Here is a 25,210-nt window from a genome sequence, read left to right on the forward strand (position 1 = left end):
TGTCATTGGGCCGGGTTCGGCCGCACCGACTTTAGGTCAGGACGATCGGGATGTCATGAACGCCTGTCATGAAGGCCTTCATGACAGACCCTGGCGGGACGACGCGCTTCAAGTCTTGACGGGAGTATTTTTCCGCGAAAAAGCATCGCAAAGAACCGTTGATTGTGAACGCAACTGAGGGCCAATAGGCTTGTGGCATTGCGGGGAACGACACCATGAATCCTGGTATCGAAGGCATCGTCGGCATGTACGTCAAGCTGGGCGAGCTGGACACGCTGCAACGAATGAAGGAGCATCGGCAGAACCTGCTCGACCAATGTGTCGATACCGCGCATTTCAGCTTCGACGTCACGCGATCGATCTACAAGAGCGACCTCGAGGTGATCGAAGCCGGCATCGAGAGCCTCTCGGGCGAGGTCACCGGCCACGTCGACGTCTTCAACGAGAACCGGATCGCCGGCTGGGCCTTGTACGACCAGCACCCCGACAAACGGGTCACGATCGATATCTATTTCAACGGCGACCTTGTTGCCGAAGTCGTCGCCGATCAATTCCGCAAGGATCTTCTCAAGCTCAACAAGGGCGATGGGCACCACGGCTTCATGTTCGAACCGCCAGCCGGCTCCTATCAGCCGCCTTTGCAGCTCGAGGTCCGCGCGGCGAAACGCAAAGTGCTGAAGGCCGTGACTGTTGAACCACCGGCAGTGCCGGCCGAACCGGCCATGGACGCCGAAGCCAAGTAACCCGCCGCGTCGCCTGCACACGGCCGTCGTCACTTCATCGCGGTGCCGTCGGATGTGAAGGCCTCGACCTTGTCAGAGATCACGAACGACATCAGGTCGCGTCCGATCACCAGCGGTCCCTGATAGGTCGTGCGCGTCCGCTTCAGCAATGCGTCCTCCGGCACGTCCTGCGTCGGCGGCTGGCTCGCGAACACGATGTGCGAGTAGACCGCAAGCTTCGGCTTGGCCTGCGCGAAGATCTTGCCGGCCTCTTCCGGTGAGGTGTGGTGGTTCTCGATCGCCCGATAGTTCGGGTAGGCCTTGAACAGGTCGGAATCGATGAGCGCGACCTCGTGGATCAGGAGGTCGGCACCCTCGGCCGCCTTCGCCACCCGCCCGTCCGGCTTGGTGTCGCCCGACAGCACCACCTTCTTGCCATCATACTCGACGACATATCCGAACGACGGCTTGATCTTCTCGCCGTGATTGACCTCGATCGCGGTGACCTTGACGCCGTTGTTCTCGTAGACCGGGCCGGGCTCGATGTCCTTTGCCGCGAACGCAACGCCCGACGACGGGTAGTCCTCGTCATCGATCCGGATGCGGATATCCTCGGCGAAGGCCTTGGTGAGGTTTTCGGTCATCGCCACCGTGCCCTTCGGCCCGAAGATCACCATCGGCGTCTTGCGCGAGCCGAACGGCGTGCCGATCCATCCCGTCAGCCACATGTCGGGAAGGCCCACGACGTGGTCGGAATGCAGATGGGTGATGAAGTGCGCCGTGATCGCGCCGATCGGGATCTTCTTCTGGAACAGGCGGATCGTCGAGCCGCGCCCGGAATCGAAGATCAGCTTCTCGGGCCCCGCCTCCACCAGCGTCGCGGCGCTGAAGCTGGTGAGCCGCGGCGTCGGCGTGCCCGTGCCGAGCAAGGTGACCCGCATCTCGGCGGCGCGTGCCATGCCGGTGCCGGCGAGGATCGCCGCGGCAAGCGCAAGCCAGAATTTCAGTCGCATGATCGAACGTCTCCGCCCCAAGCGCTTACTAAGCCGATGAGCCTACTAAGCCACGACAGGCTAGGTGAAGTCGCCGGAGATGCCAATGCGGACTGCGACATGATGGAGGTGCACAGCGGATTGACAGCAACGGCCGCTCCATCCAAACCTGCGGCACAATTTCAGGTTACGGAATGAATCTGCAACCCGGGTCCGAGCGCATCTTCGCGGACGACAGCACCGACCCGCTCGACGGGCGCGTGCAATGGGCGCCGGCAAAGTCGTTGTGGCTCGGCAGCATGACCGCGGTCGCGATCGTGTTCGGGCCGCTGCTGTTCTCGTGGAGCGCGTTCGCGCTGTTCATCGTGACCAGCGCGATCACGCTGTGCTTCGGGCATTCGGTCGGTATGCATCGCCGCCTGATCCATGCGAGCTTCGACTGCCCGCTATGGCTCGAACGGCTCTGCGTCTATCTCGGCACGCTGGTCGGAATGGCCGGCCCCTACGGCATGGTGCGGCTGCACGATTTCCGCGACTGGGCGCAGCGCCAGGCGGCGTGCCACGACTATTCCTGCCACCGCGCCGGCTTCTGGCGCGATGCCTGGTGGCAACTGCACTGCACGCTGTTGCTGACGCACCCGCCGGTCTTCCGGCTCGAACAGCGGCTTGCCGACGACCGCTTCTATGCTTTCGTCGAGCGAAGCTGGATGTGGCAGCAATTGCCCTGGGCCCTGCTGTTCTTTGCGATCGGCTCATGGAGCTGGCTGGTCTGGGGCATCTGCGTCCGGGTCGCCGTCTGCGTCACCGGGCATTGGCTGATCGGTCACTACTCGCATCGCAAGGGCGGACAGACCTGGGTCATCGACGGCGTCGCAGCCCAGGGCTACAATGTCGGCATCGCCGGGCTGATCAGCATGGGCGAGAGCTGGCACAACAATCACCACGCCTATCCCGGCTCCGCGAAGCTCGGGCTGTTGCCGGGCCAGATCGATCTCGGCTGGTGGCTGATCAAGGCCTTCGAGGCAGCAGGCCTCGCCAGCAACATCAAGACGCCGGACAATCTTGCGCCGCGCCCGGGCTCGCGCCGCGTCGACAACGCGGGCAACGCCGATGCGGTCGCACCGGGACATCGCGGCCCTGCGTTGTTCCCATAAGCTGCACGCACAGATCGCCGTTGCGGAGCTATCGCGATGCCGCTATATCGCCCGTGTCGGAAAAGGCAGACTTGGTTTGGTAAGCCCAAGTCCTTTCGAAACGAAGTCCTTTCGAAATCGAAGTCGTTTCGAAAACGAAAGCTCTGGTCTCTCGCTGCGTGCATGAGATCCCCACGACGAACACCGGACGCTATCGAAGCGTCCATTGTTCGTCCGTGTGGTTCTCAACCCGACGAACCGCTCCGGTCGAACATCGACACAGGAGCAGTTCATGCACAACCACCACCCCCTTCCCCATGACGTCGTCATCGCCGGCGCCGGTCCGGTCGGCCTGCTGCTTGCCTGCGAGCTGCGGCTTGCCGGGTGCTCGGTGCTGGTACTGGAGCAGGCCGCGGACCCACGCTCACCGCTGAAGCGGCTGCCGTTCGGCATGCGCGGCCTCTCGGCGCCCAGCATCGAGGCCCTCTATCGTCGCGGGATGCTGGACGGGATCGCGGCACCGCCGCGTGCGAATGATGGCTCGGGCAGCAACGCGTCGAGCGGCGCGCATTGGATGCAGCAGCCGCGCCGCCCGGCGGGCCATTTCGCCGGCATCCAGTTTTATCACGACGATATCGACAGTTCGAAATGGTCCTATCGCCTGCCGGGTCCGGCCGGCACCAGCATGGCGGTCGACATGGAGTCGCTCGAATCCGCGCTCGCCGCGCGCGCAATCGCGATGGGTGTCGAGATCAGGCGCGGCGCGGCCGTCGAGGCGTTCGATCAGGCGGATGACGGCGTGATCGTTCGCGCCGGCGGCGAGACGTTTCATGGACGCTGGCTGGTCGCTTGCGACGGCGGCCGCAGCATTGTGCGCAAGGCCGGCGGCTTTGAGTTTGTCGGCACCGATCCCGAGTTCACCGGCTATTCGGTCGAGGTCGACATCGCCGATCCGGACAAACTCCGTCCGGGCCGCCACTACACGCCGACCGGCATGTATACCTACGCACGGCCCGGCACCATCGCGATGGTCGATTTCGACGGCGGCGCCTTCCACCGCACCCACGAGATCACGCGCGAGCATGTGCAGGCGGTGCTGCGCCGTGTCTCCGGGACCGACGTGACGTTGACGGCGCTCCCGCTTGCCACCACCTGGACGGATCGCGCCTGTCACGCGACGGCTTACCGGAGGGGACGCGTGCTGCTCGCCGGCGATGCCGCGCACATCCATTCTCCGCTGGGCGGCCAGGGCCTCAACCTCGGGCTTGGCGATGCGATGAATCTCGGCTGGAAGCTCGCCGCCACGATCCGCGGCGACGCGCCGGCCGGTCTGCTCGACAGCTATTGCAGCGAACGGCATGCGGTGGGCGCGCAGATCCTCGACTGGTCGCGCGCCCAGGTCGCGCTGATGCGGCCGAGCCGGAGTTCGCGCGCGCTCGAAGCCATCATCCGCGATCTCATCGCGACGCCGGACGGCGCGACCTATTTTGCCGAGCGCGTGTGGGGCGTTTCGCTGCGCTACAATCTTGGCGGCGGCCATCCGCTGGTCGGCCGCAGCGCGCCCGACTTCGCGCTCGCCTGCGGGACGAGGCTCGGCGAACTGCTCAGAGATGGACGCGGCCTGCTGCTCGACTTCGAGCCGCGCTCTCCTCTGCGCGCGCTGGCCGAGCGTTGGCGTGGGCGGATCAGCTATGTCGCAAGCGATGCCGCGGATCGGCTGGGCTTGAACGCGGTGCTGGTGCGCCCCGATGGGTTTGTGGGTTGGGCCACAGACATCGAGCCGGATCTGGAGCAGACTGCTCAAGCCGCAGCGCGATGGTTCGGAGAACCTGACGCGGCATCTGCATGAGCCTAACGCCCCTGGATACGGCGCACGTGAGCTTCACTTGTCACTCTCGCTCCGTGTCCGGGTTCCCTTTCACAACCGTAACGCCCCGTTAACCCTATCAGCCTTAGGGTCGTCGGGGCTCCGAATGGACGGTGGCCGGGTTTGTTGTGATGTCGTTTGCACAAAAGAAAACTACCGTCGTCCCCGTTGCCGAGGAGCGGCGGCGCTTCCAGCGCGTCAAGGTGCACCTGCTCGGCCGCTACATGCTGCCCCGACCGGCGCGAGTTTCCCTGCCAGATTATCAACATGTCCCCGGGCGGCCTCGCGCTGTTGGCGCCCGGCATCGGCAATGTCGGCGACCGCGTGATCGCCTATCTCGACCATATCGGCCGGGTCGAGGGCCGCATCACCCGCATCATCGACAACGGCTTTGCGATGACGATCGGCGCCACCGCGCGCAAGCGCGACAAGCTCGCCGCCCAGCTCACCTGGCTCGCCAACCGCGACATCCTCAATCTGCCCGAGGATCGCCGCCACGACCGTATCGTGCCGCGCAACCCGATCGCCCTGCTCACCCAGGAAGACGGCTCGCGGATGACCTGCCGCATCATCGACCTTTCGCTGTCCGGTGCTGCGATTGCCGCGGAGAACCGCCCGCCGCTGAAGTCGCTGGTGATGCTCGGCAGGGTGCAGGCCCGCGTGGTGCGAAATCTCGAGGAAGGCTTCGCGCTCGAGTTCGTCCACGAGCAGTCGGCGGAAACGCTCGAAGAGAGCGTTACCGCGAGGTAAAGCGAAAAACCGCTCGAGACCCCCGTTTTCAGCCCGCGAAGGCGGCCTCCGGTGCACCGGTGGCCGCCTTCGCGCGCGTTTGGCGCAGTAAAATCGGCGGTTAACGGCCAGAGCGTTTGAGACGACAAACCGTGCAGGCGCAGCGTTTGCCGCGTTAATAGATAAAATTTGAATCAATTGCAGATGTTTAAAATTTTACGCGAATTCGATTCAAGTAAAGATCGAATTCGCCGCAGCTTTTACCAGTATTCGCGTCAAATCTACTTCGCGCACTTAGCGGCGGCGCAAAAGCTTTGTGCGAAACGTGGTCCCAACAAGAAGAACGGGGGCCACGATGTTTGGGTTCAGGGGACAGGGGAAAGGTTTGGCGGTTGCCGCCATTCTGTTTGCGACGTGCGTGTCGGCCAAGGCCGGCGACGTGGTCTACGCCAGCCTGGGTGACGTTGCGCGCTCGCCGATCGGCTGGGTCGAATTCTGCGCCGACAATCCCGCCGAGTGCCGCGGCGGCAAGACGCAACCACGCGACATCGTGTTGTCGCAGACCGCTTGGCGCGACCTCGTGCGGGTCAACAAGTGGGTCAACGAATCCATCAAGCCGATGACCGACATGGATCATTGGGGCGTGATCGAGAAATGGTCGTTGCCATCAGACGGCTACGGCGACTGCGAGGACTACGTGCTCCTGAAGCGCAAGATGCTGATGGATGCCGGCTGGCCGCGCGAGGCGCTGTTGATCACGGTGGTCCGCGACAAGAAGGGCGAAGGCCACGCGGTGCTGACGGTGAAGACCGACAAGGGCGAGTTCGTGCTCGATAACCAGAACGAGAGCATCGTCGCTTGGACGGAGACCGGCTACCGCTTCGTCAAGCGGCAATCGCAGAGCGATCCCAATGTGTGGGTCTCGCTCGGCGACAACCGCCCCGCAGTTTCAACGGCAAGCTCGCGCTGAGCGGCAACAAGGAATCGAGTTCGCGACCCGGTCACATCCCCACCCCTCCCCGTCCCAGACCGGTTCGCGCGCGGCCAGGCTTCCCCCAAAGCCTGGCCGCAACTTTTTGAGGGGACGCGGCGGCCGCCGATCAGAAGAACCGATCGAGGAAGGCCGCCGTCTCGTCCGAGATGCCGACGATCTTGTTGGAGGCTTGCCGATAGAACTTGAAGTTGAGCTCGGTCTCGGGCCGGCCGTCGTCCCAATCCTTGAAGCGCTTGAGCGCGTCGCGTCCCAGCGGCCGCTTCACCAGCGCAACACGCCTGACCGCGATGCTGACACGCGGCGTTTGCCTGGCGACATCCAGCTTGCGCGGCACCGGTTCGGCTGAGGTCACCACCGCCCGTGCGATCAGGCCGTTGCCGCCCTCGTTCTCGCTCGCGAACACGAACACGATGTCGTCGGCCGCGATCAGCTTGCCGCCGTACATGGTCTTCTGCGCGGTGAAGATGACGCCTTCGCCCGCGGTTCCCCGATCTCGGTCTTGATCGCAAACGCCATCGCATCCCCTGCGCCGGTGCGCTCGGCCAGCCGACGCCCCAAGCTTGACATCCTAGCATCCGCCCTATTGAATTGAATTCAATTCAGCCATGGACAAACGATGGGCGCGACGAGCCAGGGGACACGGGATCGGCTGCTCGCCGCAGCCCAAGAGGAGCTGATCGAAGGCCAAGGGCATCTCGAGATGCAGGCCGTCGCAAGACGGGCGCAGGTCTCGGTCGGGCTCGCCTATCACCACTTTGGATCGAAGGCCGGCCTGATCGCGGCCGTGGTCGAAGACTTCTATGAGCATCTGGATGAGGCGGCCTTCGGCGGTGCCAAGCTGTCCGCCAGCAACTGGGCGGACCGGGAGAAGGAACGGATCGGCGCCTATGTCGCCTTTCACTATGAGCACCCGTTTGCGCCGCTGGTGATCGGACCGCTGAGCCGGGCGCCCGAAGTGCTCGATGTCGAGACCGCCTTCACCAGCCGCCAGCTTGCAGCCGGTGCGCGCATGCTGGAGGCCGCGCAGCGCGACGGGATCGTACCCGGTGACCTCGCCCCTCACCTCACCATTGCGCTGATGATCGGCGGCATCCGCCAGGCGCTGATCGGCGCGCTCACCGCCGACCGGCGGCCGGATCCGGCAAGGCTGACCGGCGACATCTGGGCCTTCATGGCCGCGGCGCTGCGCCTGACTGCGAAGTCCCCGCCGGTGAAGCCAAAAGCCGCGCGGCGCAGCCGCTTCTAATGTTCAACTATAACCCCAAGGTCGGTGGCCATCTTGTTCAACCCGCATGATTTTCACACGCCGCAATCGTCCTACAGCAAGCCGGATCTGCTGCGCTCGAGCGCGGGCGGCCATTTCGGCCCCGGCAATGCGCAGCTGCCGGCGCCGCCAATGCTGATGATGGACCGCATCACCGAGATCAGCATCGACGGCGGCGCCTTCGGCAAGGGCCGTGTCGCCGCCGAACTGGACGTTGCACCGGACCATTGGTTCTTCGCCTGTCACTTTGCCGGCGACCCCGTGATGCCCGGCTGCCTCGGGCTCGACGCGATGTGGCAGATCATCGGCTTCTGGCTCGGCTGGTCGGGCTCACCGGGCAAAGGCCGCGCGCTCGGGGTCGGCGAGGTCAAGTTCAGGGGCCACATCACGCCGGACGTCAGGCTCGTGCGCTACGAGGTCGACATGCGTCAGATCAGGCGCGGCCGGCTGGTGCTGGGCATCGCCGACGGCCGTGTGCTCGCCGACGGCGCGTGCGTCTATCTGGCGAAGGACATGAGGGTCGGCCTGATCGCGCCGACGCGCTGAGGCGGCGTGCGCGTCGGGCAGTCCCGTTTTGGGGCAACAGCCCCGGAACTTGCGCCGAGTTTTGCACTCCTCGCGCCACCTGCTTGAATCCCCGGGGGTTTTGCCCGCATCGCGGTTGTGCTATTCGGAACCTTTCAATTGATGTCCGGTTCTGGTCGCATGGTCGAACTTGCCCCCCGGAATGCACAGGCCAGCAGCCTGATCGGCGTGCAGCCGATCGCGATCGGCGCCGTGGCGCTGGTGCTCGTGCTGTTCGGAATCGGCTCGATCGCGCTGTGGCGCGCCTTCAGCGGCAACGTGCCGGAGACCGACCGGATGGTCGCCGTCCGTCAGTTGCAGGCGCGGACCGCGCAGGTCTCCGAGGCCCTGGTGGAAAAGACCAAGGGCATGGAGGTGACCCAGCAGGAATCCATCGACCAGTTGCAGGAGGTGCAGGACCAGCTGTTGGCCATGCGCAAGCAGTTCGCCGCGCAGCAGGCCGACGCCAAGAAACTATCCGACCAGGTCGCCGCACTGACCGAGCAGGTCGAAGGCCTGCGCCAGTCGCTCGCGAGCGCGCAGGCCAATGAGCCGGCCGCCGAGCCCGAGCCGCGCAAGCGGTCGAAGGCCACCCGGAGCGCCAACCGGAAGCGCCGCGGATCGCGCGGTTGAGGATTGATGGCGGCCGAGCGCCCTTTCACCGGCCCGGCCATCAAAAAGCGCCAAATCCCGAGCAACATCAGGACCTAAGGTGGAACTTCCAGCTCCAGGCCTGCCGGCGGCAGCCTCGCAAGAGTGCCCGTTACCGTGAATTAATCCGGACTTTGTGAACTGGTTCACATATCCGACTTCGAATCCGAGTCATCTTTAATCACCGGATGGCGTGAGCCGATTTCAATATCCGGGGCTGGCAAGGTCGTTGACGGTATACTACGTCGACGGCCTTGTTTTTTGCGGCCGTGAATTCCCTATCTCTGGATTGCCGACCCCGAAAACGCGCCGTGCTGAGCCACAGCTCCGCACGCGCAATGTCGCTGCGGCTGAAGCCGAAGCGATCCGCGATGCCGTCTACCTGGTGCGGTCGCGCAAGACGCGCTCACCCCGCTGCCGCAGCCGTGCAAGCTTCGGCTCGAGCTCGTGGAGCATGTAGACGAATGCGATGGCGAGGCCCGAAACAACAACCATGAACAGCAATGTCAGATCAGGAATGGTCAGCATCTCTGAGATCCTCTGAGGCCTGGCTCCAATCGCAGCCGGACCGTTTGTTTTCGCGACGCGTTCACACACAGACTGCTGCAATGCGCTGCAAGCCGCGTACCAGTGCGCGACGGCCCCGGCATCAAGACACCGAGGCCGCAGCGATGATTCCAAGACCATCAGCATGGCGATCCGATGGACCGGCCATGCGTCAGCAGATGTCTCAGTTGCAAACCTGCACCGGTCGCACCTGCCAGCCATACGGCGTCAACATGCGACGGCGCACGACATAACAGCCGCCGTCACCGTAACCATAGCCGTAGCCATACCCGTCGTCGTAGCCGTAACCGGCGTAGTACGGGTTGCCGTAGTAGCCGTCATAGTAATCGTAGGCGCCGTAGCCCAGGCCGAAGCCGATCGCGGCCGCGGCGAACGGATAGCCCCAGCCGCGCCGATGCCAGCCTCCGCCGTGCCAGCCTCCACCATGCCAACCGCCGCCATGCCAACCGCCGCCGATCGCGGCCGACCGGAAGCCACCGCCCGCGCCCATGGCGCGGAAAGCGCCGCCGCCACCGTGGAAGCCGCCAAAGCCACCACCACCGTGGAAGCCACCACCGCCGTGAAAGCCGCCGCCACCAAAACCACCTCGCGCTGACGCAGCGTCGACCGTGAACAGGCCGACCGATGCCGTCGCCAGCAAGGCAATCATCGTTTTACGCAACATCACCCGTTACTCCTGTTTCCAAGGCTTTTCTTTGCAAGCCTCCTCCGCCGCGTCCCGCGCATGCTAACTCAATGTAGGACCGTGGCTTCGACCGCGCGCTCATGTCGCGCTCACTTCTGCGCGACCCGCGTTCATCAAGGCGCAGCCGTCAAAAGTTAACAGCCGCGGCAGATGCCGTTGACCCGGCGGTCGACCGTCCTGTTCTCGTCGGCGATCGCCCTGTCGATGCTCTCGCTCGACGCCGAGCCGGTGGTGACGCCCTCACCGGTATTCAGCCGGCCGGAGGATTGCGCCGTGCCGGCGCTGTTGGTGCCGGGCGGCGGTGACGCGACTTGCGGCGATGTCGGGCTGGCTGACGAGGGGCTCCCGCTCCCAGTGCCGCTTCCAGTACCTTGAGCAACGGTAATCGTGGGTGCCAGCAGAATCGCGATTGTCGCTGACGCGACGGTGACGGATAATTTGCGCATGGCAATTCTCCCTTGCGGACATCAACGGGTCCGCAAAACGCCGGTTCCCACAGGCGTTGGGGCAATACAGTTTGGGAGCAATGCAATTTGCGCAAGCTGATCGAGTTTGACGACGACACTTTCGACAAGCTGAAGCAGCTTGGGCGCGACCGGATGGCGACGTTGCAGGAGCTTGCCGACGAAGCTTTCGCCGACCTCCTCAAGAAGCACGGTATTCCGATCGACCTGAAGGATGCGCTGCGCAAGAGCGCGAGACTTCCGCAGACAGCAGGGCTGCGGGAAGCAGCGAAGCCAGACCCCGCAACACCGAAGCGCGCACGCAAGCAGGACCGGAAGCGCTGAGGCTTCAGCCGATCTTCTTCAGTCCGGCTTTGTACTGCGGGCCACGGATCGCATAGGACTTCGCCGGCCGCGACAACGCCTCCGCCTGCGCGGCGTCCAGCGTGCGCACCACGCGCGCGGGCGCACCGATGATCAGGGAATTTTCCGGAAACTCCTTGCCCTCGGTGATGACGGAGCCAGCGCCGACGACACTGCCGCGCCTGATGCGCGCGCCGTTCATCACGATCGATCCCATCCCGATCAGCACGCCGTCTTCCAGCGTGCAGCCGTGTACGATCGCATTGTGGCCGATCGTGACGTTGTTGCCGATGGTCAGGGGAAAGCCGGGATCGACATGCAGGGTCGAATTGTCCTGGACGTTGGAGCCTTCGCCGATCTCGATCCACTCATTGTCGCCGCGCAGCACGGCGCCGAACCAGACGCTCGCCGCGGATTTGAGGCGCACCTTGCCGATCACAACGGCATTGTCGGCGATGAAGTAGCTGCCGTCGGCGGGAAGATCGGGCCCCTGCCCGTCGAGTTCGTAGATCGCCATAGAGGTCTCCCTGGAGCGCTTTCGAGCGAAGTGGACGCCGGTTCGCGTGAAGAAAACGCGTCGAAGCTCAGATCAAAGTGACCTTGGCACAGCGGACGACGTGGTTTCAAGCAAGCGCGGCCATGATCCGGACACGGATCAGGATCCAGCGCGGATCACCCGATCACGCCGGCAGCGCGCAGCGTCATCACGAAGAAGGTGCCGGACATCAGGCTCCAGAAGCCGGAAATGACGGTTGCCATCATCACGAACTCGAAACGGCGGCGCTCGATGCGCGCACCGCGCAGCGTGTTGCGCATGATGATGAACGGTGCAGCGAAGACGAGAAACGGGACCGCGGCGAAGGTCCTCGGCGCCACGCCCTCCTGCAGCAGGCCGAAGCCGGCCGGACGCTCCGCCATCGCCTGATAACCGCTGGCCAATGCGCCGGCGAGCGCGAAACCGATGAAGAGCGAGAACAGGGAATTCAAGGTATCGGGCGACATCGGAACTTCCGCTACGCAACAGGCCACTCACCCTGCTTCGCAGAATTGGCGGCGGGCCGCCACATCATCCTTAAGGAAAGGTTAACCGGCAGCGCCCGGCGCGGCGTTTGTGCATGGCCATTCGCTGCGGGATTCCATTGGAATCTTACGGAAATTCCGCGTCACGTGGCATATTCGGCAGGTGATTCGGCCACTCCCGACCTGCTCTTTGCCTCGCTCATGACGCTTCTCTCGACCGCCCAGCATCCCGCCCGCGACACCCGCCGCAATCCGCGCGCGCATCTCGTTCCGATCATCGCCTCGGCGGTCATCGCGGCCGGTGCGATTGCGCTCGTCGCCTATCTGCTGTGGCCGACCTATACGACTGTCCCGCCGAGCGATCCGTCGCGGCTGCCGGTGAGCGTCGGCGGCACGCTGTTCAACGTGCCGACCATGGCGGTGCGCATGAAGATCCAGCGCCACTCCGGACCGCAGGAGCGCGTCGATCTGAGCTTCCTCTATCCGTCGCTGGAGGCGCCTGCCGCGCCGAAGCACTACAGCGCCGAGACGATCGAGGACAAGGTGCAGCCGATCGACAGGATCTTCGTGTCGATCGCGGCACATCACGATTCACTCGCGCCGGACATGCGGCTGCGCACGATCTATCCGCGCTATCTCGACGAACGTGCGAACACCGATGACGGCCTGACGGCACGCGCGTTCCGCGACGGCACGCCCTATGGCGGCGAGGACCTGTTCACCGCGACCGAGCCGCAGCTGATCGCACGCTGCACGCGCGATACGTCGACGCCCGGCATGTGCCTGAGTGAGCAGCGCATCGAGGGCGCCGACCTGACCTTCCGCTTTCCGCGCGGCTGGCTGGCGCAATGGCGCGACATCGCCATCGCGATGAACCGCCTCTCCGCGCAGATGCATAGCGCGAAGGGGTAACGCCGTCATTGCGGGCCACCCGGTCGGCGCGTAGCGCCGCCGCACGACGGGCTCGCATCTAGCTTTGGCGCAAAGAAACGATGCGCCGACCTCGAACTCATTGCGTTGCAGCAAGAAGCACCGTCGGTGGCGCTGCATGCATTGTGAGACGGGCATCCGTGCCGATTGATGCATATTGCATTTGTCGCCTCGCTGGACTATGACGTGGCTAGGGGAAGTACGGTCTCCCCTTGAGGCTTCGGTCCAAGAACTGTGCAACGCTCGACTTGTCGAGGTCATGCGCACATGGACGAAAGGAAGCCTCCATTCCTCCCCAGCAAATTTGCCCTACGGTCTGTCTCTGCGCGGACCCCGGCAGATATTGATCCTGCTCCTGCAAAGTCAGACGAACTCGTCACCGGCGAGCGGCAAGATTGGTCTGGGCCTACTCAACCTGGTCGGGACGATTGCTCCGATGGATCTCCGGTCGCCGTCTATCACCGGAACGGAGAGGAAGTCCGGGAAGGATTCCTTATTGCGCTGCGCGCAATGGGTATCCCAGAATTCGAACAGCTTCCCGACCCGGCAGAGCCTCGCGTTAGGGGCGCAAAGCCGTGACGACGCGCTGTTTTCCATGCCTGCTGCCATTTTGCATGGCCTTGTTTGCATGCGGTCCAACGCCACCGGGTGGACCGGCGGTCGGCATCACGTTCGATACAGCAAAGAAACTCGACGATTTTGATCTTGCCGCCTCCGGCGACGTCAGGCGGAGCAAATGGTTGGTCGTTGATAACGATGCTGGTCGAGGATTGGCGCAGATCGATCCCCAGCCCGACGAGAATCGCTCGGCGTTCTTCCTCTACCGCCCTTTCTCCGGGCGCGACGTCTATGTGTCGACACGCTTCATGATCATTTCGGGAAAGATCGGTCAGACCGCCGGCGCGTTCATCCGGTTCAGATCGTTCGATGATTACTACGCCATGCGCGCCGACGCGCTGGACAATAGCGTGAACCTCTATCGCGTCGCTAACGGAAGCCGCGAGTTGATCGGACGCATGGAGGTGAACGTGTCGCGCCAAGCATGGCACACGCTCGGAATTGCGGCGAGAGATGACCGCCTCACGGTGCTCTTCGACGGAAGGGAGCTTTTTGTCGCGACCGACAGGAGGTTTCCAGGCCCTCCAGGCAAAGTCGGCCTGTGGACCGAAACCGACGGCATAACCATCTTCGAGGGCCTTGAGATCAGGTCCCTCGATTGACGATCAGGAAATCAGGACCATCAAAGGAGAACAAGAATGCGCTACCAGCTAGCACCACTTTACTGTCGTCCCTGGACGTTGAACGGGATCTCCGCACGGCTTATCGAAAGTCACTATGAAAACAACTATGGCGCGGCCTTGAGTCGCTTGAACGCAATCGCCGAGGAGATTGATCAACTCGACCTCGGCAACACCTCCGGCCAATCGCTTGCACGTCTGAAGCGCGACGAGATCGTCGCGCTCAACTCGACTCTTCTGCACGAATTGTATTTTGCGAGCCTCGGTGGCGACGGGCGCGTCCTGCCCGACACCCTCGCGAGCGCCATCACGAAAGACTTCGGTTCGGTAGATCGATGGCGTCAGGAGTTTGTCGGAATTGCCGACGGGCTGGCCGGCGGCTCAGGCTGGGTGTTGCTGACATATGTACCGCGCGCCGGGCGGCTCATCAATCAGATCGGATCGGAGCACAATCAGAGCATCGCCGGTGGCATCCCGATACTCGCCCTGGACATGTACGAACACGCGTATCATCTGGAATTTGGCGCGAACGCCAATGCGTACATCGCGGCCTTCATGCGCAACATCGATTGGTCCGCAGTAAAGCTGCGATACGAAGATGCCATCAAGGTCGTGCCACCACGGCCCCTCGAGCAACAGGAATTTGGTGACGTACCGTCGATTTCCGTCGAGGAAGTCAGAGAGATGCTGAAATCGGGAACGTCAGTTCAGATTATCGATACGCGACCAAAGCACTATTCCTCCAAAGCCCAGGACATCATGGACGGAGCCGTTTGGCGCGACCCGGAACATCTGGATGACTGGATCGGCACCCTGTCCAAAACCGAACCCGTCGTCACGTTCTGTGTCTATGGCTTCCACATCGGCTGTCAGACGGCTTCAGCGCTGCGCAAGGCTGGGTTTGATGCCCGCTACATGGCGGGCGGGCATTACGCCTGGAAGGCAATCAAGGGTCCGGTGCGGCTTTTCGAATGATCCGCGCCGGATCAGTTCGCATTTTGACGGCGACATCCGCACACCGGAATTCTCGATCTGACGGGAGTCTGGAAATGCCCCATCCCCAACAGCGCATCGCCCTCGCCGCAGCTACACTGCTTCTCTTGGGAGCGAACGACATGTCAAGATACGCAATCGGTTTTGAGAGTACCCAGATCGGTGTGGCGCCCGACGGCTGGACTGCCACCGTCACGGGATCGGGCGATTCGAGATGGACGGTCGAAAACGATGAGACGGCGCCGTCGAAATCGAAGGTGGTCAAGCAATCTGGCCGGGCCACCTACCCGCTGCTGTTGAAGTACGACACCAGCATCAAGGACGGCTTTGTCGAGGTCAGGTTCAAGGCTGTCGCGGGATCCCAGGACCGCGCCGCCGGTATTGTTTGGCGAGCGAAGGACGCGAACAACTATTACGTGACCCGCGCCAACGCACTTGAGGACAATGTCGTCCTCTACAAGACTGTGAACGGCGTTCGAAGCCCGCTCGACATTGTGGGCCGCAAGGGAGGCTATGGAACCGATATCAAGGTTCCGTCCAACACCTGGCACACCCTGCGTGTCGACTTCAAAGCCTCGCGCTTCGTTGTATCTTTCAACGGCAAGCAATTGTTTGAGGTGGAGGATTCCACATTCGGCGATGCGGGCAAGGTCGGGCTTTGGACCAAGGCCGACAGTGTGACGCTATTTGATCAAATCACCTACGGAGAAGCGAAATAGGTGAGTTGGCCAAGCGCTGGCAACTGCCGATTAGCAAACGCGGGGATCCGCATCCTCCCCATCAGATGGAATTTCCATCCAAGTGTGCGTCACCTCGCTTTTGGGGGAGTGACCGATGGATGGAGTGGGTCTCGTTCTTTTTGTTCTCGCCGCTCTTGCAGGCGGGTTCGTCAGCGGCTTTTCGGGGTTTGCGATGGGCCTCGTGGTGTCGGGTGTGTGGCTGCACATCATCACGCCGATCCAGACCGCGGCGCTGATCGCGGGCTACGGCCTGCTCACGCAGGGTTACGGCATCCTGAAATTGCGGCAGGCGCTGAACTGGCACGCCATCTGGCCGTTGTCGCTTGGCACGACGATTGGCATCCCGACCGGCGTGGTCCTGCTCACCCATCTCAGCCCCGTCTATTTGAGATTTGGTGTCGGTACACTGCTGGCAACTTACGCGATCTACAGTCTGGCGCGACCGGCGTTCAGTCCGATGAAGATCGGGATCGTGCCGGACATTGCGATCGGCCTCGTCAACGGGCTGGTCGGCGGACTCACCGGACTTGGTGGCGTCGTCTCAACCATCTCCTGCCAATGGCGCGGCTGGACGAAGGATACGCAGCGCGCCGTGTTCCAGCCGGTCCTGTTCGCCGCCTTTGTGGTGATCTCGATTTCGATGGGCGTCACCGGCGCCTTCACGTCCGAAACCGTCAAATTGTACGGCCTGGGTCTGCCATTTCTGCTCGCCGGCCTCTGGAGCGGCTTCAGGCTGTACGGAAAGATCGATGACGAGATGTTCCGCAAGGTGGTGTTGACACTATTGCTGCTCGCCGGCCTGTCGCTGATCGTGCCAGCAATGGTCTCACGCGGCGCCTGAGTCGCGTTTCTTGGACCCGCGGCCAGTCTGGTCGCCGGCGCGGAGCCCGAGCTTGTCAGATTCATTGACCCGCGTAGCGGCCGCGGCAGGCGAATGCTCACCAGCGCCGACGCTCATACGACGGCGCTGGTCGCGGCGAGGCAGTTCAGCCCTGCTCGCCCAGATCTTCTTCCAGGATGGCCATCTGGAACTGGAACGAGCGATCATCGTCCTCGTCGTCGACGAACAGCACGCCGATGAACTCCTCGCCGATATAAACCTCGGCCGAGTCGTCCTTCTTGGGCCGCGGCACCACGCGGATCTTGGGATTGCTGAACACGCGTTTGAGATACGCGTCGAGCTTCCTGACTTCCTGAACGTCCACAGCCGTCTCCAATCGGGTCGATGATTTTCGGGGGAGTTTTAGGACGAGACGGCAAAGATCGCCAGAGCCTTTTCAGGCTTTGGCGACGTGATGTTGCGCACACGCGAAAGCGCGGTACCGATCAGAAAGCGAGTGAAATCAAAGCCCGATCGCGTTCAGCATCTGGTCCATGGTGCGCGACGGCTCGGCACAGCCGGCCTCGCCGACGATTTTCGCCGGCACGCCCGCGACCGTGACGTTGTGCGGCACGGGCTTGACCACGACGGAGCCCGCCGCGATCCGCGCGCAATGACCGATCTCGATATTGCCGAGGATCTTGGCGCCGGCGCCGATCAGCACGCCGTGGCGGATCTTCGGATGGCGATCCTCGTTCTCCTTGCCGGTGCCGCCGAGCGTGACGCCATGCAGGATCGAGACATCGTCGTCGATGACCGCGGTCTCGCCGCAGACGAAACCGGTGGCGTGATCGAGGAAGATGCCGCGGCCGATCCTGGCCGCCGGATTGATGTCGGTCTGGAACACCGCCGACGAGCGGCTCTGCAGGTAGAAGGCAAAATCCTTGCGGCCCTTCTGATAGAGCCAGTGCGCGAGACGATGGGTCTGCAGCGCGTGGAAGCCCTTGAAGTAGAGCAAGGGATCGATGAAGCGCGAGGTCGCGGGATCGCGGTCATAGACGGCGACGAGATCGGCGCGGAAGGCGTTGCCGATATCGGGCTCATCGCGCAATGCCTCACCATAGGTCTGGCGGATCAGGTCGCCCGACAGCGCGGCGTGGTCGAGCCGATCGGCAATGCGATGGACCACGGAATCTTCCAGGCGCTCATGATGCAACACGGTCGCATAGATGAAGGATGCGAGCTCCGGCTCGCGGCGCAGGATGTCTTCCGCCTCGCCGCGGATTCGATCCCAGATCGGATCGAGTGCCGCGAGCTTCGCCCCCTGCGGATTGACCTGATGAACTGCCATAGCTGCTCTCGCAATTCGGTTGTTCTGATGTGCGTTATAGCACGGTGACCCCAGCGCGTCCCGGGAGGGCTCGGTACGGTAAACCCCAGCCGAACGCCCCCGGGCCGATGTCTAGGGGAATTGGTCGGGATTTTGCCGAAATCAAGCCGCGCTTCTGCAACTATTGGCGGATTTCGTCCCGAGTGTGGTTTTGGGCATGGTCGGCCCCAATAAAAGGGGGAAATACCATCAATACCCGGACGTTGCGTGGGCGCCTGACCGATGCACGGTCGGTCTGGATCGCCACCATTGCCATTCCCCTCCTCCTGCTCGCGCCTGCCTTCTGGAACGGCTATCCGCTGCTCCAATGGGATACCGGCGGCTATCTGGCGCGCTGGTACGAGGGCTACCTGGTGCCGAGCCGGTCGACGGTGTTCGGCATCTACCTGCATGTCGGCGAGACATCGGGCTTCTGGCTCAACCTCGGCATCCAGACCCTGGCGACGCTGTGGATCCTGCAACTGACCCTGCGCATGCTCGAGCTCGCCCGGCCGGTCCGGCTGATCGCGATCAGCCTCGCGCTGATCGCAACCACCGCCCTGCCTTGGCTCGCCAGCATGCTGCTGACCGACATCTTTGCCGGCCTCTCGGTGCTCGCGCTCTTTATCCTCGTCCTGCACGGCGACAGGATTTCGACGCTCGAGAAGGCGGTGCTGTTCGGATTCACAGCGTTTTCCGCTGCCACGCACAGCGCGACGCTCGCGGTGCTGCTCGGCCTGTGCTGCGTCGGCTGGATGCTGCGTCCGTGGCTCGGCCGCCGCGTCCCGGTCGCGGGGCTCGTGCAGGGCAGCCTGACCATCGTCACCGCCGCCGTGATGCTGCTGGCGGCCAACTTCGCGCTGTCGGGTCAGCTTGCCTGGACACCCGGCGGCTATGGCGTCGCCTTCGGCCGCATGCTGCAGGATGGCATCGTCGCGCAATATCTGCGCGATCATTGCGCCAGGGAGAACCTGAAGCTGTGCCCCTATCGCGACCAGTTGCCGCCGACCGCCGACGACTTCCTGTGGGGTCACAGCATGTTCAACACGCTCGGCCGCTTTCAGGGACTGAATGACGAGATGGGCCACATCGTGGTGCGCTCGCTCGCCGAATATCCGGGATGGCAGGCCAAGGCGGCGCTGGCGGCAACCGCCGACCAGCTGATGGATGGGGCGACCGGCGAAGGCTCCTCGGGCTGGATCCCGCACACCTACGGCATCATCGAGCGTTATATTCCCAAGCAGGTCGCGCCGATGCGCGCCGCGCGGCAACAACAATGGGCCCTCGACTTCACCGCGATCAATCGCATCCACGTGCCGGTCGCGCTGGCCTCGATGCTCCTGGTCGCGATCCTGTTCGGCCGTGGACTGTGGCAGCGGCGGCTCGACGATTTGACGCTGCTGGCGGGCACGGTGACGCTCGCTCTGCTCGGCAATGCCGCCGTCTGTGGCGTGATCTCGGGGCCCCATGACCGCTATGGCGCGCGCATGGTGTGGGTTGCGACCTTCGTGGTGCTGATCGCGGCGACGCGCGCCTTCGCCAAGGACGATGCCGAGAACGATGCCGATGAGCTATTTTCGCCGCGACAGGAAGTCGATGACGCCGGTCTTGTAGACCTTGTCACCGACCGCCCGCATGTGGTCGCGGTTCGGAATGTCGAGCACCTGCGAACCCGGAATGATCCGGCCGAGCGCTGACGCCGAGCCTGCGATCTCGTCCTTGCTGCCGACCGCGATCAGGACCGGCACGCGGATCCCGGCGGCCTCCTCGCGCGTCATCAGGCGGCGCGAGCCGCGCAGGCAGGCGGCGAGCGCGCGGCGGTCGGAGCGGGTCTGATCGGCGAAGGCGCGGAAGGTGCGGCCGACCGGATCGGTGACATCGTCGAGCGACCGCGCCTCCAGCGCCAGCGCAACGGCCTCGCCGGGACCGCCGCCCTCGATCAGCCCGATGCCGATGCCGCCGAGGATCGCCGAACGCACCCGATCGGAATTCTCACGCGCCAGGATCGCCGTCATCCGCGAGCCCAGCGAATAGCCCATGATGTCGGCGCGCGCGATTCCGAGATGATCCATCAGCGCGATCACGTCGCTTGCCATGGTCGCGATCTCGTACTGCGCGGCATCGTAGAGCTTGGCGGATTCACCGTGGCCGCGATTGTCGAGCGCGATGACGCGACGGCCAGCCTTGACGAGCTCCGACACCCAGGTCGGATAGATCCAGTTGACGTTCTTGCTCGACGCAAAGCCGTGCACGAGCACGATCGGCTCGCCCGCGCCTTCGTCGATATAGGCAATCTCAACATCGCCGTGGTGGAAACTCGGCATCTTCGATTCCGTTTTTTCTTGGGATTTTGGATTTGGGATTTGCGATCGACCGGCGACCGCAAGCTTAGCGTGAAACCTAGCCTTGGACGGGTATACTCGCCAGCGCGGCCTGCGCGGTCATCTGCCGCTTCAGGCGCAGCGCCTTGCTTCGTCTGAGCCACCACGCCGTGGCTCGCTCGGTGGTGGCCTTGATCGACGACAGGAAGCCGAACAGCGCAAGCAGCGCGCCGAACAGCCACATGGTGAGATTGAATGTGCCGGCCGCGAGCAGCAGCGCGCCGCGGCCGAGCAGCTTGATGATCGCGCGGGTCTGGCCGCCCTTCACGTCCGCGATGCGGGCCGCGCGCGCGATCTCCTGCGGGTTCTCCGCGACCTTCAGCGTGTCCCGCGCGGCACGAACCCCGGCCGCCTCGCCGATGCGTCCGACGTCCTTGGCGACGCGCACCAGCGCGCCGGCCTTCTCGGCGCGGAATGCCGCGCGGATCGCGGTTGCAGTTTCCGCCGGCCGCAGCACCGAGCCGGACGCGACTGCCTCACGCAGCGCCGGCTGATCGACCACCTCGCGGGTCGAGCGCCCGGCCCATTCGATCATCCCCTCGCTCAGCCGTCCGGCCTTGCGCGTATCCTTGACCAGCGTCAGTCCGGCGCGCAACGGCGCGGCGCCGCCGACCGACACATAGGTGGCCGCGGTCACGGCGAGCCCGGCGGCCGCAAGGCCAAGCACCAGTCGGTCGGTATCCTCGCCCATCACGAGATGCTTGCCCTCGCGCACGACGTCCCTGACGTCACCGAACACGAACAGATCGCCCGCGACGGTGCCGGACAGGCTTGCGACATCGTCGGCATTGCCGGTCACGAGGCCGGTGGCAAATCCCTTGGCGAAATGCGTGGTGGACGATTGCTCGGCGCGCGCGTCGTCGACGCGCTTTGTGAGTTCATCACTGAGCGCGATGTTCTTCTCGCTTGCGAGCGCGACAAAGCTGGTCGCAAGATCGGCATCTCCGGAGGCGAGTGCCGCCTCGATATTGTCCGATATCAACGCCGGGTTGTTGCGCAGGACGGAATTGAGCCTGAGATCGGCGAGCGCAGCCGGATCGTTCCGCGCTGACAGCACCGTGCCGGCGTCCCGGGCGTGCGGCCAAATGGCCGCGCCCACGGCAGCGCTCGCTACCAGGCCGGCCACCGCAAAACTGAGGCGCACCCCGTTCATTCCGCTGAAAACCTCTAGTTTAATTCGCCTTGTTCAGTTGGCCTTGGAAATAGTGTGCCGTTTTTGCGACACAACGGCTCCGACCAAAGAAGGGCTTCTCTGGGACGACAAGATTGTGTCGAATTTGCATGAGCAAATGAGCCATCGGGGCTCTAGGAATCAACTGTTCCCGCCAGTATGGTGCGCGGCATTTCGCGATGCCGCATGCTGTTGATTGCGTCTGCCCATCGTTGCCACCAAGGTGAGAATATGTCCGACCACGTCGTCCCGCACTTCCATAACGATGCCGGTGTCTCGGTGATCGAGATCGGGTCGCAGGAGTTCATGTGCGTGGGCGCCAACCCTCCGTTCGACCATCCGCACGTGTTCCTCGACCTCGGCAACGACAGCGAGATCATCTGCCCGTACTGCTCGACGCTCTATCGCTTCGCGTCCGACCTCGCTGCCGGCGAAGCCCGGCCGCCGGAATGCGTGCTGAAAGACAAGGTCGCCTGACCGCTCCGTGGCGCTGACGCGAACCGTCATCGTTGCCGGCGCTGGGATCGGAGGACTGACGGCGTCGCTGGCCCTGGCGGCACAGGGTTTTCGCGTCGTCGTGCTGGAAAAGGCCGAGCGGCTCGAGGAAGCCGGCGCCGGCATCCAGCTCTCTCCCAATGCCAGCCGCATCCTGGTCGAGCTCGGACTCAAGGAACCGCTGGCGCGGCGCGCAGTCACGCCGGAATCCGTCAATATCCTGAGCGCGCGGGCCGGTGGCGAAATCGCGCGGATGCCGCTCGGCCGGGCCGCCGAGTTCCGCGCCGGTGCCCCCTATTGGGTGATCCACCGCGCCGATCTGCAGGCCGCGTTGCAGGCCGCCGTCAACGAGCATCCCGATATCGATCTGCGGCTCGGCTGCCAGTTCGAGGACGTGACCAAGCACGCCAAGGGGCTGACGGTGGTGCAGCGCCGCGGCAACGCACGGCAAGAGGAATTGGCCGTTGCGCTGATCGGCGCGGATGGCATCTGGTCGTCGGTCCGCGGACATTTGTTTCCGGATGTACAACCGCAATTCTCCGGCCTGATCGCCTGGCGCGGCACGCTGGACGCGACCGCCCTGCCGCGTGAATACACCGCGCCGCGCGTGCAGCTGTGGATGGGACCGGACGCGCATCTCGTGGCCTATCCGATCTCGGCCGGCCGCCAGGTCAACGTCGTTGCGATCGTGTCCGGCACCTGGAACCGGCCAGGCTGGAGCGCGCCGGGTGACATCAACGAGATCAAGGGCGCGTTCGCTACCGCGCGCTGGCCCGCCACGGCGCGGATGCTGATCGGCGCGGTCGATGGTTGGCGCAAATGGGCGCTGTTCACCCTGCCCGACATCGGCCGCTGGAGCGAAGGGGCGGTGACACTGCTCGGCGACGCCGCGCATGCGATGCTGCCGTTTGCCGCGCAAGGCGCCGGCATGGCGATCGAGGATGCGGCCGTGCTCGCCAAGGCCCTGGCCGACTGCACCGGCGAAAACACCGCAGGCATTCCCGCCGCGTTGAAGCGCTACGCCGAGATGCGGCGCGGCCGCGTGCTGAAGGTGCAGCGCATGGCGCGGCAGCAGGGCCGCATCTATCATTTGAGCGGACCCTTGGCGATCGCGCGCGATCTTGCGATCCGCGCCATCGGTCCGCAGCGCATGCTGGCGCGGCAGGACTGGATCTACGACTGGCGCGCCTGAGCCGAGCGCGCCTATGCGCACACAGCAACCGGTTCGTCCGGAAACGTTGACTTAGCGAACGAGGCCTCGCGGCGCGCGCGGGCCGTTTGCCCCCGGCGCAGGCGCCGCGGGTGCGGCCGCCGCCGGCGTGTCCGGCGGGCTCTCATGGCACTTGTTGGCGCGCCAGGCCTGATCCGCAAGCCTCTGCTGGGCGTGGATCGAGATCAGCTCGTTGCGATAGACCATCTCGGAGACCACGGTACCGCCGACGCCGGTCTCCGCCTTGGCCATCAACTTTTCCTGATCCGTCGCGCGAGACGCGAGATTCTTGCGCTCGGTCTCGAGCTGCTTGCAATCATACAAATCGTATTTGGCGGGATCGGCGAATGCCGACGGCACGCTGTCACCGATCTGCGCGCAACCGGAAACGCCCGCAGCCGAGGCGAGCAGCGCAACGATGGCTGCCGCGCGCGACAGATTTGGGCGGCGTGAGGGACGAACAGACATTCAGCTTTCTTAAGTCCGACAGTGTTGAGATTGCCTAAAGCAGCCGCCGGTGTCCGGATTGAGGCTCAATCGCGGCGGCGCGCCGCTTATCCCAATGCTCGGCCGCTGAAGCAAATGGAATTGCAAGCCGCAGGTTAAGCCTTTGAAAGCGCGCCTGGTAGCAGCGGATAGCGGAGCGCGGGGCTACGCCAAGATGGATACCAGGCACCGCCCCCTTGCGACAGTAGCTTGATCAAGCATCCCAGGATGGAGGTCGCGGACCGGACACAAGCGTACGACCGCGTTGAAGACGTGCGCATGTCTAGGCTGCCGGTTGCGTGGATTTCCTGACGACCAATTCAGGAGGAAGTACGACGTGCCGGATCTCGGCCGACTTGCTCTGGAGCATTTCGATCAGCATTCTGGCAGCGATCCGCCCCATCTCGCGGTGCTCGATGCGCACGGTGGTGAGGGGCGGCGAGACGACATCCACGAGTGGCATGTCGTTGTGACCGACGAGCGAGACATCCTCCGGGCACCGCAGGTGCCGTTTCTGCAGGGCGTCCAGGGCACCGATCGCCAGCAGGTCGTTGGCGGCAACGATCGCAGTCACCTGATGCGGCCCGCCGACGAGATACGTCGCCGCCAGCGCGCCGCCTTCGCGCGTATACCCCGCGGCTTCGCGTACGACCCCGGTCAATCCGTGCCGCGCCATCGCGCGCTCGAAGCCATCACGCCGCAGCGCGCCGGTTGATGTCGACAGCGGCCCTGCGATATGCGCAATGCGGCGGTGTCCGATATCGACGAGATGATCGACGGCGAGACGCATTCCCATTTCGTCGTCCGAGACGACTGAAGAGACGCGATCGCGCGCTTCGGATCGGTTGACCAGAATCACGGGAACGCCGCGCCGGATACAGAAACCGACGAGTTCGTCATCCTGCGAAACCGTCGCCAGGATCAGACCATCGACCCGCTGGCTGAGCAATCGCTCGACAAAGGAGATCTGCTGCGACGATACATTCCCGGCGTCCGCGACGATCGGTGCGTAGCCTTCCGCAGAGAGAACCTCCGTAATGCCGCCAAGGATCGGAGCGAACACCGGATTGGTGATGTCGGGCAGCAGCACACCGACGAGATCGGATCGCCCCAGTCGCAGATTGGCCGCCAGCCGGTTCGGTTGGTAGCCTAGCGCCTCCGCCTGGACGGAGATCCTCCTGGCGACGTCGTCCGCGACCAAATGCCGTTTCTTGGGATCGAGGGCCCGCGACACCGTCGAGGGGTGAACGCCAACGGCGTCCGCGATCTGCTTGATTGTCGTGACGGCTCGATTCACCCAGCGATTCCTGCTGCTTAGCTCGTTTGCGAAATGAGCATAGCGCTTCCCTTGACTCATTGCAATCGATTGCAATATCTCATGCA

General features: G+C 63.9%; 28 protein-coding genes and 2 pseudogenes. 17 read left to right on the top strand and 13 right to left on the bottom strand.

The window, feature by feature from the left end; all coding sequences use genetic code 11:
* Positions 1-215: 215 nt before the first annotated feature.
* Positions 216-743, top strand: coding sequence for a hypothetical protein (locus ACVIGB_RS13025; protein WP_456722384.1), 528 nt, complete (start codon positions 216-218; stop codon positions 741-743).
* Between the two features lie 29 nt (positions 744-772).
* Here ACVIGB_RS13025 and ACVIGB_RS13030 read toward each other — a convergent pair whose 3' ends face one another.
* Complete coding sequence (locus ACVIGB_RS13030) at positions 773-1,735, bottom strand: MBL fold metallo-hydrolase (RefSeq protein ID WP_456722383.1); 963 nt, start codon at positions 1,733-1,735, stop codon at positions 773-775.
* 173 nt (positions 1,736-1,908) lie between these two features.
* Between ACVIGB_RS13030 and ACVIGB_RS13035 the strand changes: the two genes are divergently transcribed.
* From ACVIGB_RS13035 to ACVIGB_RS13050, 4 genes and pseudogenes are all read left to right on the top strand, one after another.
* On the top strand, positions 1,909-2,868 hold the full coding sequence (locus ACVIGB_RS13035) for an acyl-CoA desaturase (RefSeq protein ID WP_456722382.1): 960 nt from the start codon (positions 1,909-1,911) through the stop codon (positions 2,866-2,868).
* Between the two features lie 271 nt (positions 2,869-3,139).
* The gene (locus ACVIGB_RS13040; protein WP_456722381.1) at positions 3,140-4,696 is read left to right on the top strand and encodes an FAD-dependent monooxygenase; all 1,557 of its coding nucleotides are present in this window, start codon (positions 3,140-3,142) and stop codon (positions 4,694-4,696) included.
* Between the two features lie 149 nt (positions 4,697-4,845).
* A pseudogene (locus tag ACVIGB_RS13045) lies at positions 4,846-5,464 on the top strand (PilZ domain-containing protein).
* Positions 5,465-5,798: 334 nt separating this feature from the next.
* Positions 5,799-6,413 (top strand): transglutaminase-like cysteine peptidase, encoded by a 615-nt coding sequence (locus ACVIGB_RS13050; protein ID WP_092115167.1) that lies wholly within the window; start codon positions 5,799-5,801, stop codon positions 6,411-6,413.
* 130 nt (positions 6,414-6,543) lie between these two features.
* Here the strand turns inward: ACVIGB_RS13050 and ACVIGB_RS13055 are convergent, their stop codons facing one another.
* Positions 6,544-6,882: a hypothetical protein gene (locus ACVIGB_RS13055; RefSeq protein WP_456722380.1), complete on the bottom strand. Its 339-nt coding sequence runs from the start codon at positions 6,880-6,882 to the stop codon at positions 6,544-6,546.
* Between the two features lie 171 nt (positions 6,883-7,053).
* Between ACVIGB_RS13055 and ACVIGB_RS13060 the strand changes: the two genes are divergently transcribed.
* The 3 genes from ACVIGB_RS13060 (at position 7,054) to ACVIGB_RS13070 (ending at position 8,898) form a co-directional block, all read left to right on the top strand.
* Entirely contained in the window at positions 7,054-7,683 is a 630-nt protein-coding gene (locus ACVIGB_RS13060; protein WP_456722379.1) for a TetR/AcrR family transcriptional regulator, read from the top strand.
* 24 nt (positions 7,684-7,707) lie between these two features.
* Entirely contained in the window at positions 7,708-8,247 is a 540-nt protein-coding gene (gene fabA, locus ACVIGB_RS13065) for a bifunctional 3-hydroxydecanoyl-ACP dehydratase/trans-2-decenoyl-ACP isomerase (protein ID WP_456722378.1), read from the top strand.
* A 159-nt stretch (positions 8,248-8,406) separates the two neighbouring features.
* Positions 8,407-8,898: a hypothetical protein gene (locus ACVIGB_RS13070; RefSeq protein ID WP_456722377.1), complete on the top strand. Its 492-nt coding sequence runs from the start codon at positions 8,407-8,409 to the stop codon at positions 8,896-8,898.
* 396 nt (positions 8,899-9,294) lie between these two features.
* On the opposite strand, the gene ACVIGB_RS13075 is transcribed toward ACVIGB_RS13070, so the two are convergent.
* From ACVIGB_RS13075 to ACVIGB_RS13085, 3 genes are all read right to left on the bottom strand, one after another.
* Positions 9,295-9,444, bottom strand: coding sequence for a hypothetical protein (locus tag ACVIGB_RS13075; protein WP_456722376.1), 150 nt, complete (start codon positions 9,442-9,444; stop codon positions 9,295-9,297).
* 202 nt (positions 9,445-9,646) lie between these two features.
* On the bottom strand, positions 9,647-10,147 hold the full coding sequence (locus tag ACVIGB_RS13080; protein ID WP_456722375.1) for a hypothetical protein: 501 nt from the start codon (positions 10,145-10,147) through the stop codon (positions 9,647-9,649).
* Between the two features lie 155 nt (positions 10,148-10,302).
* Positions 10,303-10,614 (bottom strand): hypothetical protein, encoded by a 312-nt coding sequence (locus ACVIGB_RS13085; RefSeq protein ID WP_456722374.1) that lies wholly within the window; start codon positions 10,612-10,614, stop codon positions 10,303-10,305.
* 87 nt (positions 10,615-10,701) lie between these two features.
* On the opposite strand from ACVIGB_RS13085, the gene ACVIGB_RS13090 reads away from it, so the two are divergent.
* Positions 10,702-10,956, top strand: coding sequence for a hypothetical protein (locus ACVIGB_RS13090; RefSeq protein WP_092115173.1), 255 nt, complete (start codon positions 10,702-10,704; stop codon positions 10,954-10,956).
* 4 nt (positions 10,957-10,960) lie between these two features.
* Here ACVIGB_RS13090 and ACVIGB_RS13095 read toward each other — a convergent pair whose 3' ends face one another.
* Both ACVIGB_RS13095 and ACVIGB_RS13100 read right to left on the bottom strand, forming a co-directional pair.
* Positions 10,961-11,491 carry a gamma carbonic anhydrase family protein gene (locus tag ACVIGB_RS13095; protein WP_092115174.1) on the bottom strand — a complete coding sequence of 177 codons (531 nt, stop codon included), beginning with the start codon at positions 11,489-11,491 and terminating at the stop codon, positions 10,961-10,963.
* A 155-nt stretch (positions 11,492-11,646) separates the two neighbouring features.
* Positions 11,647-11,976 (bottom strand): DUF6949 family protein, encoded by a 330-nt coding sequence (locus ACVIGB_RS13100; protein ID WP_092115175.1) that lies wholly within the window; start codon positions 11,974-11,976, stop codon positions 11,647-11,649.
* Positions 11,977-12,195: 219 nt separating this feature from the next.
* On the opposite strand from ACVIGB_RS13100, the gene ACVIGB_RS13105 reads away from it, so the two are divergent.
* From ACVIGB_RS13105 to ACVIGB_RS13125, 5 genes are all read left to right on the top strand, one after another.
* Complete coding sequence (locus tag ACVIGB_RS13105; protein WP_456725187.1) at positions 12,196-12,906, top strand: hypothetical protein; 711 nt, start codon at positions 12,196-12,198, stop codon at positions 12,904-12,906.
* 593 nt (positions 12,907-13,499) lie between these two features.
* Entirely contained in the window at positions 13,500-14,144 is a 645-nt protein-coding gene (locus ACVIGB_RS13110) for a hypothetical protein (RefSeq protein WP_092115178.1), read from the top strand.
* Between the two features lie 36 nt (positions 14,145-14,180).
* Positions 14,181-15,137 carry a Fe-Mn family superoxide dismutase gene (locus tag ACVIGB_RS13115; protein WP_456722373.1) on the top strand — a complete coding sequence of 319 codons (957 nt, stop codon included), beginning with the start codon at positions 14,181-14,183 and terminating at the stop codon, positions 15,135-15,137.
* A 74-nt stretch (positions 15,138-15,211) separates the two neighbouring features.
* Positions 15,212-15,874 carry a family 16 glycoside hydrolase gene (locus ACVIGB_RS13120; protein ID WP_456722372.1) on the top strand — a complete coding sequence of 221 codons (663 nt, stop codon included), beginning with the start codon at positions 15,212-15,214 and terminating at the stop codon, positions 15,872-15,874.
* 115 nt (positions 15,875-15,989) lie between these two features.
* On the top strand, positions 15,990-16,736 hold the full coding sequence (locus ACVIGB_RS13125; RefSeq protein ID WP_456722371.1) for a TSUP family transporter: 747 nt from the start codon (positions 15,990-15,992) through the stop codon (positions 16,734-16,736).
* A gap of 145 nt (positions 16,737-16,881) precedes the next feature.
* Here ACVIGB_RS13125 and ACVIGB_RS13130 read toward each other — a convergent pair whose 3' ends face one another.
* Entirely contained in the window at positions 16,882-17,100 is a 219-nt protein-coding gene (locus ACVIGB_RS13130) for a DUF3126 family protein (protein ID WP_050406403.1), read from the bottom strand.
* A gap of 138 nt (positions 17,101-17,238) precedes the next feature.
* Complete coding sequence (gene cysE, locus ACVIGB_RS13135) at positions 17,239-18,066, bottom strand: serine O-acetyltransferase (protein WP_092115182.1); 828 nt, start codon at positions 18,064-18,066, stop codon at positions 17,239-17,241.
* 242 nt (positions 18,067-18,308) lie between these two features.
* Between cysE and ACVIGB_RS13140 the strand changes: the two are divergent.
* Positions 18,309-19,640 (top strand): annotated as a pseudogene (locus ACVIGB_RS13140) (hypothetical protein); the annotation flags it as partial.
* 15 nt (positions 19,641-19,655) lie between these two features.
* On the opposite strand, the gene ACVIGB_RS13145 reads toward ACVIGB_RS13140, so the two are convergent.
* A complete protein-coding gene (locus ACVIGB_RS13145) occupies positions 19,656-20,408 on the bottom strand; it encodes an alpha/beta fold hydrolase (RefSeq protein WP_456722370.1) in 753 nt (250 codons plus the stop codon).
* 76 nt (positions 20,409-20,484) lie between these two features.
* Complete coding sequence (locus tag ACVIGB_RS13150) at positions 20,485-21,618, bottom strand: hypothetical protein (RefSeq protein ID WP_456722369.1); 1,134 nt, start codon at positions 21,616-21,618, stop codon at positions 20,485-20,487.
* Between the two features lie 249 nt (positions 21,619-21,867).
* On the opposite strand from ACVIGB_RS13150, the gene ACVIGB_RS13155 reads away from it, so the two are divergent.
* Positions 21,868-22,113, top strand: a complete 246-nt coding sequence (locus ACVIGB_RS13155; protein WP_092115185.1) for a zinc-finger domain-containing protein — start codon at positions 21,868-21,870, stop codon at positions 22,111-22,113.
* A 7-nt stretch (positions 22,114-22,120) separates the two neighbouring features.
* Positions 22,121-23,323, top strand: a complete 1,203-nt coding sequence (locus tag ACVIGB_RS13160) for an FAD-dependent monooxygenase (RefSeq protein WP_456722368.1) — start codon at positions 22,121-22,123, stop codon at positions 23,321-23,323.
* A gap of 51 nt (positions 23,324-23,374) precedes the next feature.
* On the opposite strand, the gene ACVIGB_RS13165 is transcribed toward ACVIGB_RS13160, so the two are convergent.
* Positions 23,375-23,809 (bottom strand): twin-arginine translocation pathway signal, encoded by a 435-nt coding sequence (locus tag ACVIGB_RS13165; protein ID WP_456722367.1) that lies wholly within the window; start codon positions 23,807-23,809, stop codon positions 23,375-23,377.
* Positions 23,810-24,110: 301 nt separating this feature from the next.
* Positions 24,111-25,124 carry a LacI family DNA-binding transcriptional regulator gene (locus ACVIGB_RS13170; RefSeq protein WP_456722366.1) on the bottom strand — a complete coding sequence of 338 codons (1,014 nt, stop codon included), beginning with the start codon at positions 25,122-25,124 and terminating at the stop codon, positions 24,111-24,113.
* Positions 25,125-25,210: the final 86 nt, after the last annotated feature.

It is taken from the genome of Bradyrhizobium sp. USDA 4341 (assembly GCF_054063755.1).

What these genes read in the sequence shown, in the direction of transcription:
- ACVIGB_RS13025 (WP_456722384.1), top strand. Translation starts at nt 216, where the DNA reads ATGAATCCTGGTATCGAAGGCATCGTCGGCATGTACGTCAAGCTGGGC.
- ACVIGB_RS13030 (WP_456722383.1), bottom strand. Translation starts at nt 1,735, where the DNA reads ATGCGACTGAAATTCTGGCTTGCGCTTGCCGCGGCGATCCTCGCCGGC.
- ACVIGB_RS13035 (WP_456722382.1), top strand. Translation starts at nt 1,909, where the DNA reads ATGAATCTGCAACCCGGGTCCGAGCGCATCTTCGCGGACGACAGCACC.
- ACVIGB_RS13040 (WP_456722381.1), top strand. Translation starts at nt 3,140, where the DNA reads ATGCACAACCACCACCCCCTTCCCCATGACGTCGTCATCGCCGGCGCC.
- ACVIGB_RS13050 (WP_092115167.1), top strand. Translation starts at nt 5,799, where the DNA reads ATGTTTGGGTTCAGGGGACAGGGGAAAGGTTTGGCGGTTGCCGCCATT.
- ACVIGB_RS13055 (WP_456722380.1), bottom strand. Translation starts at nt 6,882, where the DNA reads ATGTACGGCGGCAAGCTGATCGCGGCCGACGACATCGTGTTCGTGTTC.
- ACVIGB_RS13060 (WP_456722379.1), top strand. Translation starts at nt 7,054, where the DNA reads ATGGGCGCGACGAGCCAGGGGACACGGGATCGGCTGCTCGCCGCAGCC.
- ACVIGB_RS13070 (WP_456722377.1), top strand. Translation starts at nt 8,407, where the DNA reads ATGGTCGAACTTGCCCCCCGGAATGCACAGGCCAGCAGCCTGATCGGC.
- ACVIGB_RS13075 (WP_456722376.1), bottom strand. Translation starts at nt 9,444, where the DNA reads ATGCTGACCATTCCTGATCTGACATTGCTGTTCATGGTTGTTGTTTCG.
- ACVIGB_RS13080 (WP_456722375.1), bottom strand. Translation starts at nt 10,147, where the DNA reads ATGTTGCGTAAAACGATGATTGCCTTGCTGGCGACGGCATCGGTCGGC.
- ACVIGB_RS13085 (WP_456722374.1), bottom strand. Translation starts at nt 10,614, where the DNA reads ATGCGCAAATTATCCGTCACCGTCGCGTCAGCGACAATCGCGATTCTG.
- ACVIGB_RS13095 (WP_092115174.1), bottom strand. Translation starts at nt 11,491, where the DNA reads ATGGCGATCTACGAACTCGACGGGCAGGGGCCCGATCTTCCCGCCGAC.
- ACVIGB_RS13100 (WP_092115175.1), bottom strand. Translation starts at nt 11,976, where the DNA reads ATGTCGCCCGATACCTTGAATTCCCTGTTCTCGCTCTTCATCGGTTTC.
- ACVIGB_RS13105 (WP_456725187.1), top strand. Translation starts at nt 12,196, where the DNA reads ATGACGCTTCTCTCGACCGCCCAGCATCCCGCCCGCGACACCCGCCGC.
- ACVIGB_RS13115 (WP_456722373.1), top strand. Translation starts at nt 14,181, where the DNA reads ATGCGCTACCAGCTAGCACCACTTTACTGTCGTCCCTGGACGTTGAAC.
- ACVIGB_RS13120 (WP_456722372.1), top strand. Translation starts at nt 15,212, where the DNA reads ATGCCCCATCCCCAACAGCGCATCGCCCTCGCCGCAGCTACACTGCTT.
- ACVIGB_RS13125 (WP_456722371.1), top strand. Translation starts at nt 15,990, where the DNA reads ATGGATGGAGTGGGTCTCGTTCTTTTTGTTCTCGCCGCTCTTGCAGGC.
- cysE (WP_092115182.1), bottom strand. Translation starts at nt 18,066, where the DNA reads ATGGCAGTTCATCAGGTCAATCCGCAGGGGGCGAAGCTCGCGGCACTC.
- ACVIGB_RS13145 (WP_456722370.1), bottom strand. Translation starts at nt 20,408, where the DNA reads ATGCCGAGTTTCCACCACGGCGATGTTGAGATTGCCTATATCGACGAA.
- ACVIGB_RS13150 (WP_456722369.1), bottom strand. Translation starts at nt 21,618, where the DNA reads ATGAACGGGGTGCGCCTCAGTTTTGCGGTGGCCGGCCTGGTAGCGAGC.
- ACVIGB_RS13155 (WP_092115185.1), top strand. Translation starts at nt 21,868, where the DNA reads ATGTCCGACCACGTCGTCCCGCACTTCCATAACGATGCCGGTGTCTCG.
- ACVIGB_RS13165 (WP_456722367.1), bottom strand. Translation starts at nt 23,809, where the DNA reads ATGTCTGTTCGTCCCTCACGCCGCCCAAATCTGTCGCGCGCGGCAGCC.